At 43.7% G+C, this 19,778-nt stretch carries 13 protein-coding genes; 4 read left to right on the top strand and 9 right to left on the bottom strand.

All coding sequences use genetic code 11. The features are described from left to right. Positions 1-429: 429 nt before the first annotated feature. The gene (locus ATY38_RS13735) at positions 430-1,395 is read left to right on the top strand and encodes a class I SAM-dependent methyltransferase (RefSeq protein ID WP_062559784.1); all 966 of its coding nucleotides are present in this window, start codon (positions 430-432) and stop codon (positions 1,393-1,395) included. Positions 1,396-1,652: 257 nt separating this feature from the next. Here the strand turns inward: ATY38_RS13735 and ATY38_RS13740 are convergent, their stop codons facing one another. Together ATY38_RS13740 and ATY38_RS13745 are read right to left on the bottom strand one after the other, a co-directional pair. Further along, positions 1,653-2,795 (bottom strand): DUF1207 domain-containing protein, encoded by a 1,143-nt coding sequence (locus ATY38_RS13740; protein WP_062559785.1) that lies wholly within the window; start codon positions 2,793-2,795, stop codon positions 1,653-1,655. A gap of 8 nt (positions 2,796-2,803) precedes the next feature. Next, entirely contained in the window at positions 2,804-3,277 is a 474-nt protein-coding gene (locus tag ATY38_RS13745) for a BON domain-containing protein (protein ID WP_062559786.1), read from the bottom strand. 240 nt (positions 3,278-3,517) lie between these two features. Here ATY38_RS13745 and ggt point away from each other — a divergent pair, with 240 nt between their 5' ends. The 3 genes from ggt (at position 3,518) to ATY38_RS13760 (ending at position 8,914) form a co-directional block, all read left to right on the top strand. After that, on the top strand, positions 3,518-5,266 hold the full coding sequence (gene ggt / locus ATY38_RS13750; protein ID WP_062559787.1) for a gamma-glutamyltransferase: 1,749 nt from the start codon (positions 3,518-3,520) through the stop codon (positions 5,264-5,266). 387 nt (positions 5,267-5,653) lie between these two features. Next, positions 5,654-7,069, top strand: a complete 1,416-nt coding sequence (locus ATY38_RS13755; RefSeq protein ID WP_062559788.1) for a dihydrolipoyl dehydrogenase — start codon at positions 5,654-5,656, stop codon at positions 7,067-7,069. 234 nt (positions 7,070-7,303) lie between these two features. Beyond that, positions 7,304-8,914 (top strand): APC family permease, encoded by a 1,611-nt coding sequence (locus tag ATY38_RS13760; RefSeq protein WP_062559789.1) that lies wholly within the window; start codon positions 7,304-7,306, stop codon positions 8,912-8,914. 75 nt (positions 8,915-8,989) lie between these two features. Here the strand turns inward: ATY38_RS13760 and ATY38_RS13765 are convergent, their stop codons facing one another. From ATY38_RS13765 to fdxA, 7 genes are all read right to left on the bottom strand, one after another. Beyond that, positions 8,990-9,370 carry a rhodanese-like domain-containing protein gene (locus tag ATY38_RS13765; protein WP_062559790.1) on the bottom strand — a complete coding sequence of 127 codons (381 nt, stop codon included), beginning with the start codon at positions 9,368-9,370 and terminating at the stop codon, positions 8,990-8,992. Positions 9,371-9,587: 217 nt separating this feature from the next. Next, positions 9,588-10,850: a methane monooxygenase/ammonia monooxygenase subunit B gene (locus ATY38_RS13770; RefSeq protein ID WP_062557704.1), complete on the bottom strand. Its 1,263-nt coding sequence runs from the start codon at positions 10,848-10,850 to the stop codon at positions 9,588-9,590. After that, a complete protein-coding gene (locus ATY38_RS13775; protein ID WP_062557705.1) occupies positions 10,850-11,674 on the bottom strand; it encodes a methane monooxygenase/ammonia monooxygenase subunit A in 825 nt (274 codons plus the stop codon). The genes ATY38_RS13770 and ATY38_RS13775 overlap by 1 nt, the downstream gene beginning before the upstream one ends. Before the next feature lie 174 nt (positions 11,675-11,848). Beyond that, positions 11,849-12,658, bottom strand: coding sequence for a methane monooxygenase/ammonia monooxygenase subunit C (locus ATY38_RS13780; protein ID WP_062558566.1), 810 nt, complete (start codon positions 12,656-12,658; stop codon positions 11,849-11,851). 334 nt (positions 12,659-12,992) lie between these two features. Next, positions 12,993-16,478, bottom strand: coding sequence for a UvrD-helicase domain-containing protein (locus ATY38_RS13785; protein ID WP_062559791.1), 3,486 nt, complete (start codon positions 16,476-16,478; stop codon positions 12,993-12,995). Beyond that, positions 16,471-19,245, bottom strand: a complete 2,775-nt coding sequence (locus ATY38_RS13790) for a PD-(D/E)XK nuclease family protein (RefSeq protein ID WP_062559792.1) — start codon at positions 19,243-19,245, stop codon at positions 16,471-16,473. Before ATY38_RS13790 ends, ATY38_RS13785 begins: the two co-directional genes overlap by 8 nt. A gap of 28 nt (positions 19,246-19,273) precedes the next feature. Beyond that, entirely contained in the window at positions 19,274-19,597 is a 324-nt protein-coding gene (gene fdxA, locus ATY38_RS13795) for a ferredoxin FdxA (RefSeq protein ID WP_013647328.1), read from the bottom strand. Positions 19,598-19,778 lie beyond the last annotated feature (181 nt).

A 19,778-nucleotide genomic window follows, 5' to 3' on the forward strand; every position in this document is an offset into this window, starting at 1 on the left:
ATGAGTCAGAGAAAATAGGTTAGCGCTTACCGCTTACGTTATTTAAGGTCTTTGTATTTTAGAATCATTTTTTCCTCTCGAAATGAGTAATAAATAGCATATTTCCCCCTTATCTACAAAGCATTTTAACAACTCATCTCCAATAAAATAAAAAACCCCTCGACTACATGCTTTATCTTTTATTTTCGGAGAGTTTATCGAACTATCAAAATTCTCAAATAATTGCAATTCATCCGGCCTATTCCCGTTTCTTCTTTGGGAAACAAAAAACTCGCAAGCGGCAATATTTGCCGACCTTACCTTCCGGTTACTATGAAAAATCTGATTAAACGCAGTCAGTATATGCTTTGCATTAAATTGGCATGATCATTGCTATCTGTTCACAGCAATTCATTATCAATCGATAACGCTAAACATTCAGGAATCCCTATGCAAAATAAATTTGAGAGCTTGGAACTCGGTCAATTCATTCCGCTGCATTATCATCACAATATGTTGAACGACACTATCCGAATGAAAGGCTTTAAAGAGGCGATTAATTTAGTAGTTAAACCTGGAGCCAAGGTTCTGGAATTGGGCGGCGGGACAGGCGTACAATCCTTTTTTGCTGCTCAAAAAGCGCAGAAGGTATTTTGCGTAGAGCGCAACCCTGAGCTCGTAAGTGCTGCGCGCAGTTTTCTGGCGCAAAATATTAACGGCGATAAAGTTGAAGTCATCCAGGCTGATGCGTTGTATTACTTACCGCCGGAACCCGTCGATGTAGTTATTTGTGAAATGCTGCACACCGGTTTGTTACGTGAAAAGCAAATACCTGTGATTGATTCATTTAAAAAGCGCTATCTGGAAAAATTTGGTGGTCCATTGCCTATTTTCATACCGGAAGCCAGTATTCAGGCTATTCAACCGTTAGAACAAAATTTTCAGTTTGAAGGTTTCTATGCCCCCACAATCTTATTTCAAGACCCCTGTGTAATACAGGAAAGAAGTAAGAATCTCGCAGACCCGGAGGTGTTTCAATTGCTGTCGTATGCTGAGCCATTTGATCAGACCTGTCACTGGGACGGAGAAATTACCATTGCGAAAGATGGTCAATTTAATGCATTACGAGTTATAACCAAAAACATTTTGGCAATTAATATGCTTACATGCAGCACTATTGATTGGCATACCCAATACATTATTTTCCCTTTATCCACACCATTTACAGTTTGCGCTGGCGATCAGATTTCACTGCGTTTTAAGTATCAGGGCGGAGCCCCTCTGAATGCGCTATCAGACTCACTGGAAATTTACCAAATAAGTAAGCAAGTACCGATCTTTCAGCTAGCGCTCGAGACTTTAAGCTATTCATCGGATTATCAATCAATAACTCCCAGCCAGGCTGGTGGCATATAATCAACAGACGCATCCTAGACGCAAAAGCGCGCATACTTTTGCATGCTACTCTTATTTTATTATTAAATTTTACTGAATCTCGCGGTCTGTTTCACCCAGCTGCGAGATTAATTTCATACGCGCTGAAACGTAGCATAATCAAACAGGTAGGAAGTTAAATGAGGTTTGGCATCAATTACGATTTTCTGAAAGATAATCAAAATTATGGTGCAAGCGATAATAAGAAACTGTGGGAAGAATTTTATTTTTTACTCGAATCAGAAATGATAGTGGGCTCCCACTCCAATATATTCCACGTTGTTTCTTAGAAACTGTCCGCTGGGGGAATTTCCGTTAAAGTATTCCAGGAGTATCTGAAGTTTTCTTCCAAGTACTTGTAAATTATCGAACTCAACCCCGGCTCTGGCTGAAACATCAGTGCTCCAGTTGTTTTCTTGAAAATTCTTGAAGTCGGCTGCAAGGATAGGGCGTACAGGTGCAAAATCCAGGCGCCAAGGACTCCGAAACTCAACGCCATACTGTGTCATCCATACTTTAAGCGAAGATGGTTCTTTGTGGAATAAACCACCACCTCCACCATATAAACGTATCCCATAAGGAAATTCATACGATAACCTGAGATCCGCACCTTCATAACTCAGGTTTATACGCTCGAATGTGGAATTTACTCTGCGCAGCAAAAATTCATCTCCCAAATGCGAGCTTTGATGATAAATGCGACCAAACGCTGAAAATTGCTTGGCACGTATGCTCGAATATGCCGATGCGATAAAGTCCGTATTGATGAGATCTGCAGAGGGCGCACCCAAATTAAAATCGCTAAAAACACCGGCTTGAAGCCCTGCCTCCCACTGAGCAAGCGAACGTCCGAAATTCCCGCGGTAAAACGGTATTGTTTCACCAAAACTTACTGCACCGATGTTTCTTCCCTCAAAATTATCGTTTACGAAATGACGATAAGAAGCCGAAAAATGAGCCCAGCGGGGATCCGCCAATAATGGTTTAAATAAATGACCACTCGGCAATAACCCTGTTGGTAATAGCGTAGGATCAGTATTCGTTATCGCGACCGTTTGTTCTGCGGATTGCTGGATGGGTTGTGAAGGAGCAGTAGCTACGGGGACCTCGGTAGTTACTTCTGCTATCTTAACCTCATTAACTCCCGGGATTTCCGACAACACCTGTACCACATGGGATTGATCAGAAATATTCAAACTACCTTTCGGTAAAAGGATGATGCCATTCTGCACAATGAGCGATGGAATATCCAGGTTCAATCTATACCGCAACATGCTGGTTGCATAGCCAGCAATATAAGCATCGCTCGGAAGGGTTACCTGAGCTGCAGCTGAATTAAAAAGCATAACCCCAGACAAAGCGATAAATCGCAAATTAATCATCAGTGGTCTTACTCAGGCAAAACAACTTTAACAATCAAATTATTTTCCACAGATTTTACGTCTTTCTGGGCATAAGCCACTTCTGCTGCTCTATCTATAAGTTCCTGAGAATCAACCATGCCGCTCAATTGCACCGTGCCATTCACTGTGGTTACTTTAATATCGGATACTTCAAGTAAAGGATCATTTACAATTGCTGTCTGCACGTTTACAGTAATAACTGAATCATCAAGATACTGATTACTTTCTTCGGATTCATTGGTAATTGTTTTTCGTGCTTCATTAATTTCTTTACCTACTTGCTCTGTAATTTGTTCCATCTTTTGTTCTACATTCTCGACGGAGCGATCTATTTTTTCTCCTATCTTTTCTGCTGGTCCCTCCTGCTGGCAACTTGCCAAGCCAAAAATGGCGAACAAGCCGACAATCACGATAACTCTCTTAATTAGAATACCTTGTATGTCTTTATCTGTAGTTCTCATAAATTCTCCTTGGTTTTTTATTTTCAATCTATCCGGTTTATATTCTATTGAAATTAGGGAGGTTTAGCTTGAATTCTACCGAACGAATCAGAGACGCTCTGTTCGCTATCTCACATAAGCTCACGAGTAAAACTGCCAATCAAATTTGTTCTCTTGAGATTTTCTGATCCAGTTTATCTAACTTTACTTCCCCTTGCCGGACATGGCACTCTACACATTTGGTCTTTGTGGAGAAATGGGATGTCCTGGTTGGGTATAAAACCGCTATTTTTTTCTGTTCTATGTATCGGCAGCTTGTTAGCTCACGCCAGTAACCCCATTATCGTGCCCGAGGTCGCCAGCGGCTTTAGTGCGATCAAATCGGCCAATTACAGCAAAGCGATGGCAGTCACAGCCAATCCACATGCCAGCCGCGCCGCTGTCAAGATTTTACGCCAGGGCGGCTCCGCTGTTGATGCAGCCATTGCCGCGCAATTGGTTCTTGGTCTTGTCGAACCTCAATCGTCGGGAATTGGCGGTGGCGCATTTATGCTTCATTGGCAGGCAAGAAGCGGCGAACTGGTCGTCTGGGATGGTCGGGAGACGGCACCCGCATCGGTATCAGAAGCTTACTATATAAATACCGATGGCCAACCTATGGATTTTTTTAGTGCAGTCATTGGCGGCCACTCGGTTGGCGTGCCGGGCGTTTTGGCAATGCTGGAGGCCAGTCACAAGGAACACGGTAAGCTGCCATGGGCGAACTTATTTAAGCCTGCCATTATTCTGGCCGAACAAGGTTTTGCCATCTCTGAGCGATTGCATATTCTACTAAGCCGCATGCCTAGAGTAGCGGTGAATCCACAGATTCGCGAGTATTTTTTTCACCGCAGTGAAACAGGCTGGCAGCCCAAGACTGAAGGTAGTGTGCTGCAGAACCTTGCCTACGCGCAAACGCTGCGACGACTTGCTGCTCTCGGTGTCACAGATTTTTATCAGGGCGAGCTGGCCAAGCAGATCGTCCAGGCAGTAAACAATGATCCCAATCGACCAGGCCGCCTTAGTCTTCCCGATATGAAAGCGTATCAACCCAAAAAGCGCGAAGCCCTTTGCGGTCAGTTTCGAATATATCGGATTTGCGGCGTTCCCCCGCCATCTTCCGGCGGCACTACGGTACTAGCGATTCTTGGTCTGTTGGAGGCTTACGAAAGCCGTTATGGAGAGCACGCTGATTGGCACCACAGCTTTATCGAGGCCTCCAAGTTGGCATTTGCGGATCGGAATGCTTATGTGGGAGATCCGGCTTTTGTCAGTGTGCCTACCCAAGGCATGATCGATCGGGATTATCTTCATCAGCGCGCGATGCTGATCCGCAACAATTCTGTGCTTAGTAACGTAAATGCTGGTTTACCGCCAGGTGCTGAGCCCCGTCTTAGCAGCAATTTACCGGAGTTTCCTTCCACCACGCACCTGAGTATTGTCGATGCCGAAGGTAATGTAGTCAGTATGACCAGCAGTATTGAAACCGCTTTTGGTTCTCGAATCATGATCGGCGGATTTTTACTGAACAATCAACTTACTGATTTCTCCTTTATGCCAAGAACTGCCGATGGCATGCCGGTCGCCAATCGCGTTCAGTCAGGCAAGCGTCCGCGTTCATCAATGTCACCAACTATTGTTTTTAAAGACGGCAGGGCTCTACTGGTGATTGGCAGCCCCGGCGGTACCAGGATCATCAACTACGTTGCCGGCAGTCTTTATCGTATATTAGCCAAGCAATTACCCTTAGCCGAGGCTATTGCCGACGGACATATTATTGCCATGGGATACGGTGTGGAACTGGAAAGCGGTCGTGTTGATGAATCAACACTGATACGGCTACGCGAACGGGGCCACAATATTGTGCTAAGAGATCAAACCAGTGGCTTGCACGTAATTCGTATCGATGAAAAAGCCGGCCTTGAAGGCGGTGCAGATCCTCGCCGCGAAGGTGAAATTAGCGGTTTCTGATTACCCTACAATCAAAAAATCCAACTTGATTACTTTATAAAATAAGCTGCCCTTTATCATGAGCAAGCAAATCGGAAAGATCAAGCATAGCTTGATTTTGCAAATCTAAATCTGTGTGACTTTAGGTATGAAGCACCAAACAGTCTATAGCGTGTTGTTTGAATATCAAGTCCCTGATAGGATGATTGAGAGAAGCAAGATTGTAATTAATCAAGCATGAATACTAGAAAATGCGAAGTTTTCAGCTGATTAAAAAGCTGGCACGAACAAGCCCAACTCAAGCCACGCAAAAGGGGCAAGTAATCTGGAATGCTAAAAAAGAATACCAATCGAGTTTGACTTCATTGCTCGGATGTTATTCTGCACCTATCATCGGAGAAAATTGTTATGAATGAAATACTGGATGTGATTATCGTAGGAGGAGGCAGCGCCGGCTTATCCGCACTGCGGGAAGTGCGAAAGCACACTGACCGTTTCGTAATTATTAATGACGGACCTTGGGGCACTATTTGTGCCCGAGTTGGTTGCATGCCATCTAAAGCACTGATCGAAGCAGCCAATGCTTTTCATCGTCGCAATACCTTTGAAGAGTTTGGTATTCGTGGTTCTGATCAACTCACGCTTGATATTCCTGCTGCGTTGCAACGCGTGCGGAAATTGCGCGATGATTTTGTTGCTAGCACGGTCAAAACAACCGAAGAATTGGGTAAACGTGCCATTTCCGGGCGTGCGCGGCTCCTTGCTCCAGATAGATTGGAAGTTAATGGTAAAGAGTTGCGTGCGCACAAAATTATTATTGCCACCGGATCGCATCCGATTATACCCACATCGTGGAGTAATTCATTGCGCGACCGACTGCTCACAACCGATACTTTGTTTGAGCAGGAAACTCTGCCCACTCATGTGGCGGTGATAGGAATGGGCTTTATTGGTGTCGAGATGGCGCAGGCACTCTCCCGGTTTGGTATTAAGGTAACGGCATTTGGTGGAAATCAATTCGCTGGACTGACAGATCCGCAAGTGATTGCAACAGCGACAGATCTGTTAGGAAAAGAATTTCCTCTGCATCTGGGAGAGAAAGCTAACTTGAACCTCGTGCACGAGGGCATACAAGTACGTGCAGGAAGTGTGGAAATAGTAGTCGATTGTGTTCTTGCTGCTTTAGGACGCCGCCCCAATATCGACCATCTGGGATTAGAAACACTCGGCGTATCGCTCGACCAACACGGTATGCCGCCGGTAAACCGGAATACCATGCAGATAGCAAATCTACCGGTATTTTTAGCAGGCGACGCTAATGACCAAGCACCACTGCTGCATGAAGCTGCTGATGAAGGATACATTGCCGGACTCAATGCCATGCGCTCCGATCCACTTTGTTTTACACGCCGAACACCTCTGACCATCATTTTTACTGACCCGAACATAGCAATCGTAGGCAGCCGCTTTCAAACGCTCGACTCTGCAAAAACCTTAATTGGAGAAGTTCATTTTGACCGACAAGGACGCGCGCGCGTTAGCCAGCGAAACAAAGGTATTCAGCGTCTTTATGCTGACGCGGAAAGTGGTCGACTATTAGGCGCAGAAATGTGCGCGCCTGCTGGCGACCATATGGCACATCTACTGGCATTGGCTATCGATCGCTCACTAACGGTGCAGCAGCTATTACGCCTGCCATTTTATCATCCGGTTCTGGAGGAAGGCATGCGTACAGCATTGCGCGCTCTAGCAGCACAACTTCCTGTAGTAAATGAATTCGATCTGTCCATGTGTGGCACCTTTAATACGGAAGCCCTGGATTGATACGCGGCGATTTGTCATCTGGATAGATGACCGACTGTGCACTAATTTTTCATAGTAATACATTACTATATAGCAGGGTGGTACATTGCATCGGGTATCAAGAAATGATTTTCTGCTGCTCTTAGAAAAACGCCTGTGATTTTTGACTTCATTCTCAATCTTTGCTACTTTTCAGCGCAACGTAAGAGAGGGATATTCTATTTGCCCACACCCTATAGAACCAAGAGGTATAAGATGCATGAAGAAACAGTGATGCATGATTTAAAAGCCAAAGGCTTAAAAAAGGGCTCCGTATCCAAATGGGCCGCAGTGACAATTGGTCTCGCAGCAACCGCCCCGGCGTATTCTTTGACAGGAGCGCTCGGTTATGGCGCAGCTGGAAGCGGCTATCAATTACCAATTGTATTCATACTTTCGGTGATTCCAATGTTCTTTGTTGCCTTATCTTACAAGCATTTAACTACTTCTGCTCCGGATGCCGGTACTATTTTCACCTGGGGTACAAAAGCTGTAGGGCCAAAGTTTGGTTGGTTTGGGGGCTGGGCGCTTCTACTAGCAAGTGTTTTGGCAGGTGTTGCCGCTACTCAGATTATGGTAAACGCGGCGGCTGTTATTTTTCACCTGACAAATATTCCAAAATGGTTTCATATTGGAGTAGCGGGCCTTTTCATCTTCAGTACAACTTATCTCACCGCGCTTGGTGCTAAAGAATCCTCTCGTACCACTATGATTCTGACAATTGCTCAGTACGGCATCCTTATCGCACTTGCTGCATTCCTATTATTACGTGTCATGCAAGGAGGCGCTGTCAGTACCGCCGAAACATTCTCGCTCGAGTGGTTTAATCCATTTGCGATCGACTCATTTACCGCTTTTCTGGATGGCTTTCTTATCGCTCTCTTTATATTCTGGGGATTTGATGCATCTTTGGCAATGTCGGAAGAAACAGAAGGCAGTGCTGAACAAGCTGGAAGGAGCGGTATTATTTCAATGATCATTACAGTTATCACTTATGTTGTTTTTTCCACCACTGCATTGGCATATGCCGGTATAGATTCCCATCATCAATCAAGCTTGACGTTTAAGGATAATATTGACTCCAGCATAACTGTTCTTGCAACTGATATCATCGGCACCCAGGGAGCGTTGATTGCCGCATTGATTATCGGAGTTTCTGCTTTCTCCGCCACAATGTCCACGATTATGCCTGCTGCACGCGCTGCCTTGGCAATGGCGACATACCGGGCAATCCCAAAAAGATTTTCTTCAGTTAATGAAGCAACACAAACTCCAAAATTTGCCACTTGGTCTATCGGCTTAATGACGCTGATCATTTACAGTACGCTTAGTTTAATTAGCGAATCAATTATTAAAGATACGATTCATAGTGTCAGTATTGCGATCTGCACTTATTACTCTGTTGCGGCATTATCTTGTGCGTTATATTTCCATCGTACGGCCCTTAATCACTGGCGTACAGCTGTATCTCAGGTATTGCTGCCTATTATGGCTGCCGTTGTACTAATTGCTGTAGGAATTTTTCAAGCTTGGAATATGATGGATCCGGATTATGGATCAAGCGGATCAATTGCTGGCATGGGCGCAGTATTTTTAATCGGAGTTGTTGCGTTATTCTTAGGAATCCCTTTAATGATGTGGTGTTATTTTCGGGATCCTAGGTTTTTTCATGGTGAAACATTGCCACTTGAAAGAGCTCATATAGTATCCGACAGCAATAGTCACAATACAAGCAATACCGTTATCCCTTGCCATATCAGCGATAGTAGTTTATCGCACCCAGCCGAACAAATCGAGTTATCGATTAAGGATGAGAGGAATCCATAAAGCATCCCATCATTGCAGTTTGATGATTAACTTCAGTAAATGATGCCGCTACATGCAGTAAGAATAGTTATTTTTCTAGATTGATTCATTTCTCTTTAATGGAAACCCTGCATCACGCAATGCTTTGATTCCGCCAACCAACGACAATACATTTTTATAACCCATTAACTGCAACGTATCTGCCACCAGGGCCGATCGATAACCCCCGCCACAATATAATATAATCAATGTATTTTTCTCAGGTATTACTGTTTCAATGTCACGCTCAATAATACCTTTGCCAAGATGGCGCGCACCTGCAGCGTGATCTATCAAAAATTCGTGATCTTCCCGCACGTCAATAAAATGAAATTGTATTCCTTGTATCAGTTTGGCGTGCACATCTCCCACTGTACATTCCTTTATACGTTTTTTTACTTCCTCTACTAATTTCAAAAATCCTGGATTATGCTGCATTATTCTTTTCTTACATATATTATTTCAAAAACTACAATGCCTTATTTATTACAACCAAGAAAATGTAATTAATCTTTTCCTGGCCTAGATTTCTAGGCCCTTTTTAGCTACCAGCTTAATTACCGCTTATTTACCAAAACAAAAATACAGCAATAAAAAACCGGTACACCGGCTGTCTTCCGACAGTGGTGTACCGGTGTATTGAAGCTATACCAGATTATAACTTGGTAAAGACTGGAATTACCGCACCAGCAATACTGTTAATATAACGATTGCCGTCATCATCCCATGTCATCAGCAAACCACCAAAGCGACTTTCCGGATCACCCAACAGAGCCATCAAACGTTGTACTTCCCACAACGCGTCTTTGGCTTCCATCTTAACTTCACGGGTTTCTCCAGGTTCAATCCCTCTGTCGTCATCCATTGTCAAACCAGTAGCTACCAGTTCTTTTGGATAATCAGGATCCAGATGTTTCTGACCCAATGGATTTACAAAACGAACACCCGCCGTCGTAAACTCTCCGATGTTAACCGCTGAGTCTCCGTTGTTGGTGATTTCCATCGTCACGCGTAATGCACGTCCAGGAACGTCATAGTTAGCATGCGTTACCTTGATCGCTACCGGATTCGGTGCAATCGGCATTGGTTCTACCTTGGATTCACCCGCTTGGATCGGTATGGTATAAGGGTGTACGCTTTCAGTATAACGATAGCCTCCCCATACCAGCGCGCAGGTCAGTATCGCTATCGCCATACCAAATTTCCTGTCTGTCGGTGATGTCAGTAGTTCGTCACCATACGCCAGCAATACACGACTGCGCGGCAAAAACATCGGTTTCGCTACAAAATAACCAATCCAGAATACCCCTAAGCCTGTCCATAAAACGTGCCAGAATATACCATTGCTGAAGTTAAACGTCTCCAGATCAATCGTTTTTCCTGTCAATGTGGTTACAGGGTTGGTAAAGTCATCCCAGCTACCTGAAATGTTCATCCACGCCGCTGGTCCTGCAATAGGGCCCGCATCTTTTACGTTCACCATTGCATGCATGTGATGACGGCCTGGAATACGCGCTTTCAGTTTAACTTCAAACTCATAGTCACGACCAATGATCAATGGCCCTGATATGAATGTCGGTTCGCCATTCAGCTTGGTGCTCAAACGTACAAACACCGGACTTGGGCTACCTACGTTAAAGAATGCACGATCAGGCTTACCTACCGCACGTGGCCAATCTTCTGCCAGGTGAAATTTCCCTGTCATGGTTGCAATGTCATTTACTTTGGTGACTTTAGGTTGCCATTTCAGGTCATACCATTGAATACTACGCATACGCAGAAACGGTTCTTGTGAACGTTCACCGTGTGCCGCCGCTGTATTAACATCTACCGTCAGCGTCAGCGCCAGTGAGGCCGCCCCTATCGCCGCTCCATACAGGCCTAATACGCCCAGTTTAAAAATGCTTTTTATATTCATTATTTAATCCCCTGTGCAAAGCCTTTTTCACCAAATGCCGTTACGTCGTGCTTCATCGATATACGTCCTCTTTCTCCTTTAACATAGTAGAAAGCGGTACAGTATAGTTTGCCAAAGTACCACCATACGCAGAACATCAGCATAGATACAAAGGCTGAGAAAAACGCAGCAATCACCGTGGTGTGACCACCAAAGGTACGCAGCGATCCTTGCTCAATCAGGCGAACATATTCCGGTGTACCTGTACGTACATACAGAAAACCTGTGTAGTCGGCTACTGACAGTAATACACCTTCTACAACCAGCGGCAAGTGGGTTGGACCAAAAATAGGCCAGTTGCCCGGATAGAAAAATAAACCCCAGAATCCACCGCCTAACAGTGCGGTTACCAGCCAGTTACCCGTCAATAATAAAATCGTATCCAGCATCAGTGCACCAGGAATCATGGTCGATGGCAGTACAAAATTGATCGGATAATGCGACCACCAGTAAAAACCCCAGTAACGGGTCAGCCATTCACCTACTAACAGGCATACAATACAAAGTGTCGCGCCAAATGGCAGGCGATAGTTTACCCACAGGTAATACATCAGCGCCGCACAGTACATGACACCTACAATCGGTGTTACTACAGGCCACCATTGACGATCTTTCCAGTCAAGCCAGAAATCCCAGTCCCCTGCCAGTAGCATGAAGTGCATGTGATACGTTCCTACCAGAAGAATACAGAGAATTGGAAAATAAACCGCATCTATATATCTGGACATCTTGACCGCTTCCGGCGGCATCTTCGCTGCCGCTATAATTTCGTCTGTTCTACTCACTAGACCCTCCCTTCATTTCATGTGATATTAAATATGAAAACATGACGATACGCTTCCCTTACTTCTCTTTATCGTCAGCCTATAGGCTTGTTCCCATTAGTACAAAAACTTAGTCGAGATATTCCTTACCTCCCTCGTCCTTTTCCTGGCAGAGGAAGGTAAGTTCCATCCAAATTAAGGAACGATACGATTGTTCAGAATTTCTCTGTTTGCGTTGTTCCAGGTTACATCGGTCAGGTTAGAGTAACGGGTGATAATCTGTGCCGCTATACCACCTGAGAATAATCCCGCCCAGCCCAGAATCACAAAGCCCCAGTGCAACGGCGCGCTAAACAGCTCTTCCATGAACCAGAATGCATGTCCCCATTCGTTCAACCCTACGTTCGGCAGAATCATCAATGGGCCTGCAATCGCCATTACCAACGGGAAAGATGTACCGCGGCTATACAATGGCAGACGTGTCATCGCGTACAGGTATGCCGCTACTCCGCATACAATGTACATCGGGAATGAGCCATAAAACACCACTACGTGACTCGGTGTAAAGCTCGTGTCTCGTATAATCACCTGGTGCCAGCTGGCATCTTGTTCGGTAAAGAAGCTGCCGCCCCAGTAAACACCAAACAAATATACACCCAGCCACATCATCCAGTAAAAATAACGTTTGATTTCAAGCTTGGTGTCCAGATTGTCCAGTTGTTCCTTGGTATCGCGGGTCTTCAGTATCCAGCCCCAGGTTACCAACGCAAACAATGGCATCAGTGTCATGTGGACGCGCCACAGTCCCATCCATACCTTGTCAAATTCCGGCTCCATCGAGTCCATGCCATGTGAATACGCAAATGTCCTTTGGTACCAGATCCAAAATATCGCTACCAAAAGCATCGTTAACATGCCTATCTTGTAATATTTCGAGTCGTACCACAGCGACATGTCATAGTTGGCGCTCGCAGCGCCGCTAGTTGTGCCATAGGTTGTTGCCATGTTTCTACCTCCTAACTGTTAATCAAAACTACTTCTCGTTCTTCTCTAATACTACTACTCTTATACTTCTTACTTACTTAATACTAATTAATTAGTACTCCTAAATTCGGTAGCCAAAACCTTCATATAACTTATAGTATTCTATCCCGCTTTTAGCTACACCTCTCAGGCTAGTCGACCTTGGGGTTCAAAGTCAAGTCATTTGTCATAAAATTACCTTCCAAAACCAAGGCATCTCCTCCTTCTTTCGCCCCTTTCCCCTTTACTCACAATGACTAAAGGGATAAGCATCATCACTCCAATATCAGCAGAAATATTTTTTAACTTCATCCTATTATTCCCACTCACGCCAACCTTTAATAAGTGGAAAATAAATTCCTAATTTAATTGGCTGCGAATCAATTTGCCGCATGAGTTTTGCATAATAATTCAATTGCTCATAATAACGAATTTGTTCACGATTCAGAAAATTGTCCACATCCGCACCTTCATGACTACCTGTTTTGTAATCAATTATCCATCGAACCCCTCTAGAATCAGTGAAAGTTCTATCAATCACGCAATTCATAAGCTTGTTATCAACAATTCCAACAACTCTCAATTCATTTTTTGCATGTCGATGGCTGCCCAAAATCCACCGCCCTCGCTCATCACTGATCGCATTAATCAATGCTAAAATGATTCGATCAATCGCATTCTCCACTTCCTTATCGTTCCCGCTCATGCCATCAGCAAGTAAATTCTGTTTAAAGCAGTCGTGCATCATTCGTATGCGCTCAGTATCCCAGGCACGTAACTCATCGTCAGCAATTTTTTTTAACCAACGATGCACTACATTACCCACATGACGAGCCATTTCGCCCGCCCATGAGAATTCAATATCTTCCTGAATTTGTTTAGTTTCGTATATCTCTTTCCAAGCAACTGATTTTGGCGCATCGGGCAATGTCCATCCTTCTTTTAGCCTATATATACCTTGATTGTTTATATCACTGATAATTACTTCACAATCTTTGTTTTCTAGCTTAAGATTTTTATCCATAGTATTTTTTTCAACAGCATCAAAATAAATTAATTGCATAACAGGCCATAATCTATGGAGCAATGAACCCACCGCTGGCTTTTTAGGTATGTATTTTCCTTCCTCACTCTCAACCAAGTTTACATGCCCTAGCAAATGTAAAAACTTCCTAGCCCGTGTCGCAGCCACATATAACAAGCGATCCGCTTCATTCTGCTCTTTCTTACAATCAATTTTTTCCATCCACCTATAAATCGGATCAGAATCTAATCCCGTTTCCTGGATGGGCGCAAGTAATAACTCCGGGCTAACCAACTTGGTTTCAACTTTAATTCGATCATGCGGTTGTTCCATCCACTTTAACAATTGTTTATCGTTTCTACGCTGCTCTCGACCCATCCCAGGCACAATAACTGTATCAAATTCAAGTCCCTTTGCCTTATGAATCGTCATTATCTGCAAAGAATCATCTGCGACCAGATCTTGGGATGCGTAGAGCGCATTCAATCCTTTCTCAAAACCAATCAGATCTCGAATCGTACCAACTTCTTCCTGCATTTCTAGATAATCCAGGAAGATCATGGCATCACTCCAAGTTGTCGAAATATAATTACTATTTTTTTTTATAATGGGATTAATGCACCCCGGCCCACCTAAAGCTTGCCACACTGCCTCAACCGTCATGCGCAGAGACTGACGCTCCCGATGCATTATGCAAGGTGCCAAAGCGTCACGTAACCTTTCTATTCGTGCCTTTGCATCATCTGAAAGATAGCACCAATGATTTGGATCATCAATTAACTGCCACAGAACTGTTTCATTGATAGTTGTATCACAATCTTTTTCTTTATGTTCATTACTGGTCTTAAGCAAAGCATCAATATCTTTAAGCAAAAATCCACACCAAGGCGCACGTAATAATGCAAACCAAGCCACTTTATCCGCTAAATTTATCAATGCTCTGGTAAGAACCAGCAGATCCTGAACTACAGGCCTGTAATGCAATAACTCAATATCAATGGCACGAAACCGTAAACCGGATTCTTTTAGTTTTTGTACAATTGTCTGTAAATGACTACGGTTACGCACCAAAATTGCGATTGTATTTGTGGGATAATCACGGCGATTTTGCTGTATTATTTCAACAACTTGGTTGGCCTCAGCAATCTGATTTTTATCAAATAATGGATATACTTTCACTGCGATCTCTGTGAACCTAGAGTGTATTGCAGTTGAAGGCGTATAAGGCACCGCACCCGATTCAATCTCTTCACGAATAGGCATAATTTGTGTAAAAGTTTCATTAACCCAATCAATGATCCCTCGCTGTGAGCGGAAATTAGAACTAAGCGTAATTGGCTGTAAGACCAGATGGCCAATGCCGGTATTTCGAGCTTGCAAAAAAAGTCCTACTTCCGCTTCCCGAAACCGGTAGATGGATTGCATCGGATCTCCCACGGCGAATAAGCTGCGCCCATCCCCCATTTCCCAGCCAGCAATAAGTTTTTCAATTAACTTATACTGACTGATCGAAGTATCCTGAAACTCATCAATCAACAAATGTTGGATGCGATAATCCAACGCTAACGCCAGATCTGTAGGGAATTCGGATTCCCCCAATGCAAGCAACGCACGTTGCGTAACCTCCGAAAAATCTACAAAACCACTGGTTTGAAAAATGATCTTAAGTTGTGCGACAGCATTCGGTAATAATCTTGTTATTGCACCAAGAATTTTCCATTGCCTGTCCGTATAATAAGGGGGTGGCAATAGACGCATATCATGTAATGCTTGTCGAAAAACTTCCTCTGAGCTAAGCGCAGCGACCAAGGCACCCCATCGATTTTTCCATTTCTTTGCTTCATCCTTCTCAATTTTGCTGTTACCAGACGGAAAACCCTCGTTGATAGAGATTTTTTTTCTCCAAGAACCTTCCCGTGTAAGTAACAATTCTGCAATCCCATACCAATGCTCAACATTAGCTGAAGATAGGCTATATATTTGATTGGGAAACAGAATGGATGACTTCTTGCCATCAGCAGTCAGATTTATGGCGGCATAACGCAGCAATGCTAGCAACTCATTTTCTAACACCTTGGGAAATTGCAGCAAAACATATTGCAATGCATGATAACGCAAATTTTGTAAGGATTCTTCCAGCTCTTGCCGGGTTTTAGCATGGATATGACGCAACCAGTGGTCACGCTGCGCTAACATTTCAATCAGTAAAGTTTCGACGCGCGCCATGTCATTATCCAGATGCTCAAGCAACTGTTCTACATCATGGGCAATTGCGTGGTCTTGCTGCATCAATTCAAGCGTAACTCGCACCGCCTCCAAATAAAAATCGGTAGCGTCCTCAATAGTTTCGGGTTGCGCTCCAAACTTTGACAGCATAGGCATTTGTCTTGTCAATGAAGCGCATAATGAATCAATCGTCTGTATTCGCAATCGTTCGGGGTGCTCAATAAGATACCAGCCTGCTTGTTGATCGCGCAGCAAAACAGCCGCTGCCAATTCCTGGTTTAATTTTTCATGAGTAGTTTCAGCTTCATCTGGATTGTGTTCAATTTCTAGTTCGGCTAGAACCCGAGTACGCATTTCTGCCGCAGCTTTGCGCGTGAAGGTAATGGCCACCACTTCTTCAGGTGCGTCGACACAAGTCAGTAATTTGAGATAACGTTGGATAAGCAACGCTGTTTTTCCCGACCCGGCCGGCGCTTGAACAATAAATGATTGAGATGGATCAAGTGCTTGACGGCGCTCATCCGCATCAGGGATTATTTTAGAATTAGCCACTTTCCTTGCTCAACTCAGTCACACTGTCATCGATCCGCTCACGAATCCGACAAAACAATTGCATATCACAATACTTACACGTTGCCGGAAAATTCTTGGGATTTACTCTCGCATCACCACTACAAAAACCCGTTGCCAGATTTGTCAGATATTGCTGCCAAGCTGCAATCAGATCCTCCCATGTGTTAAACCGTGCGCATTTTTCTAATTGCGAGAAAGCTTTTATACCTGGCAATAGATTCGCTTCTCGCACTATTGCCGTAAACCCCATTTCCCCTCGTTTTAAAACCGCAAATGCAGCACCAGCAGCTTGTTGCTTCATTCCTTCCATCATCAGATATAAAGGAAGCTGCGGCTCGTCCGGACGTTCTCCGATCATTGATTGAATGGATTTTCTGCTTGTTTTATAATCAATTACGATCCATTGCCCATTCTCCAACTCATCAATTCGATCCAAGCGGGTGCTCAAAATCAAATCACCTATTTGAATAACGCATTTTTCTTCCACAGCGATTACCTTAAAGGAACTACGCTTTTTTTCTTCATCCAACCATTCAAGCGCCAAGCGAAACAAACGCCGTTGTTCAATTTGTGCAAAACGTCCGGAAAGTGCAATAGGCCTATATTGCTCCATCTGTAAAATAGCACTGTTTGTAATATCTTTCAGCATACGCTCAAGGTTGTAATCACTAATATCATCAAGCGCTTCTTTGGTTTTCAATTGTTGCCATAGCTGTGCTAATACCTGATGCACCAACAAGCCTCTTTCCGCTGCATTCAGACCTGTGTGCGGCGCATCCAAGCCTGAAATAGATAATCGATGCTTGGCCCAAGCACGAAATGGGCATGCGGCATAATCCTTAATTATCGATGTACCGCCTCTGATTCCTTGTTTAACGATTTCTTTATCCAACGGTGGTGATTCACAATCTACGATATATTCCATTTCGCACGACTGGATAATCCGATCATGATGCTGTTCCATATCACGAACCACCGGTCCGCTGAGTGGCATCAATCGAATCAATGGGCTGCATTTCAATTCATGTCCATCGCGATCGTTACTATATCTGGGATAGGTTAATATGATATCTTTAGCGCTGCATAGCCAATTCCGTGTTAGTCGTTGACAGTATGCATATGACTCCAACGTTGATCCCCAGGGCAATTTTGCTTTGCGTTGCAACTCTAATGGCAAAAAAGGATTTGGATGGGACTTCAAGGGCCACTGTTCATCGGATAATCCCATAACCCACAGATGATCAAACTCCATCCCGATCGCATCAAATACATCGATAATCTGCACAGGCACATTAGGTGTTTCGGGCTGAAACAAGGTATCGCTTGCCATCTGTCTAAGTCGGCTGACAGCTTCATGGTAGCTGGTTTTTACGTTGACTTGATCAAGCGCTGCGAAATTTGCGATAAGCAGCTGCCACTTTTTAAGGGCTTGAAACTCACTGGAATCCAAACCACGCTCTCCGGGAAAACCCAAAATTTGCAACACTTCGGCAATAACTCTCGCGAATACAGTATGGCTGGCTGACTCTGGAAGCCTAGTTTGACCAAATATCCTTAATACGGACAAACAATGCAGTAAAATTGGGCATTCCTTCCCTCCACTTGCTCGCGATACGAGTATAAATAACCGCTCCAAAGAAATCTCAGGTTCAGAAAAACGACGTATTTGTGCATCAAGCAGCACACGTTGACTCATTTCACTTTCGCTCCCTGCAAGAAATGGTGAGCGCAACCAGTAACTAATACGGTTAAATTCCACTTTTTGATTTAGTAATGCCAGGCCTATAAAAGCTATATCAATCAATGGATAACTTATTAGTTCCAAACCCAGCGAAACATTAAACGGAGCAATATTTCGCGTTGTTCCCGGCAATGCAAATCGAATATCCGGATGCATTACCTTCTTAAAAATACGAATCAATGTATTCCGATATTTCACCAATGCCGGCACCACGATACCTACGCGCACGCCATTCACACTATTGCTTACTGTTTCAATTTTGGAGCGTGCCCATATTGCAGCTTGATAAATTTCTTCCTGACTATTCGTATATTCGCATCGTTGAATAGTTGCTACTGATTGCGGCCATTGAATGGTTGGATTAGCGACCACGACTTCACACCCGCAATCACTCAGCTTCTTTAAGAAAACAATTTGCTGTGGCGTAATAACATCAAAACCATAACAGATTATTAGAGATGGTTTTTTAATATCCAGAAATTCATATTGTTCTGTAATCAGATCACAAATACGGGCTTGATCCGTGCGCCGGGTTTGTGTCGTTATATTTTGATAAGTTTCTGCCCAACCTAGAAACTCTCTAACATCTTCGTTCGGTACAACATCACCTAGACGATGAATCAACCGCCAAGCATGTGCGAGATACCATGCTTCACTGACTAAACGAGCTGTCTGTGGAATTCTTAATAATGCTTTTCCAACTTCTGAAGATAGAATAATTGATTCCCAAAGTACTTGCTCCTGATGCACAGACAGTAACAAAGGTAATGTAGCTATCGGCTTGACATATGATGATTCGAGATAAATTCGCTCGGTTAGCGAAGAAAATGGCAGAATGTCTGCTGAGTACCATGCAGACTTTTTCTGTTTAATTTGATCTTGATTAAATTTCTCATTAAGCGCTAATGCAAGCCTGCTATTAGGTGTAACAACCACGCTGTCAGCATTTATGCGCTTAGAGATTTCATCAAAAGGAATCTGTGGGAATTGTGAAGAATCAAACATGCGGCATCTGAATTACCGCCATTCCCACTTAGCGTTGCAATTGGTCCAGTTTGTCTTTAACGCTAGCCCAGTCATCTGCATCAGGCAGCGCATCTTTCTTTTCAATAATTGGACGCCATTCTTTGGATAGTTCAGCATTCAACGAAATAAAGTGCGTCTGTTCATCAGGCACATCATCCTCTGCATAAATAGCCTCTACCGGACATTCTGCAACACATAATGTACAATCAATACATTCATCGGGATCTATCACTAGAAAATTAGGTCCTTCACGAAAGCAATCAACCGGACATACATCTACACAATCCGTATATTTACATTTAATACAATTTTCAGTTACAACATAAGCCATGACAACTTTTCCTTGCTTAACACTTTTATAGAATATTGCATTTTAGCAGAATTCCAATAAGTAACACCATCACCAAAACTACCAAAACCATATATTTTAGTGACAATGCGCTCATTGATCTTTTGTTTGATCGATCAAGAAACTACGATGTCACTTCAATTGGCTTCTTGATCACTATTAA

The sequence above is a fragment of the Nitrosomonas ureae genome (assembly GCF_001455205.1).
Taxonomy (GTDB): domain Bacteria; phylum Pseudomonadota; class Gammaproteobacteria; order Burkholderiales; family Nitrosomonadaceae; genus Nitrosomonas; species Nitrosomonas ureae.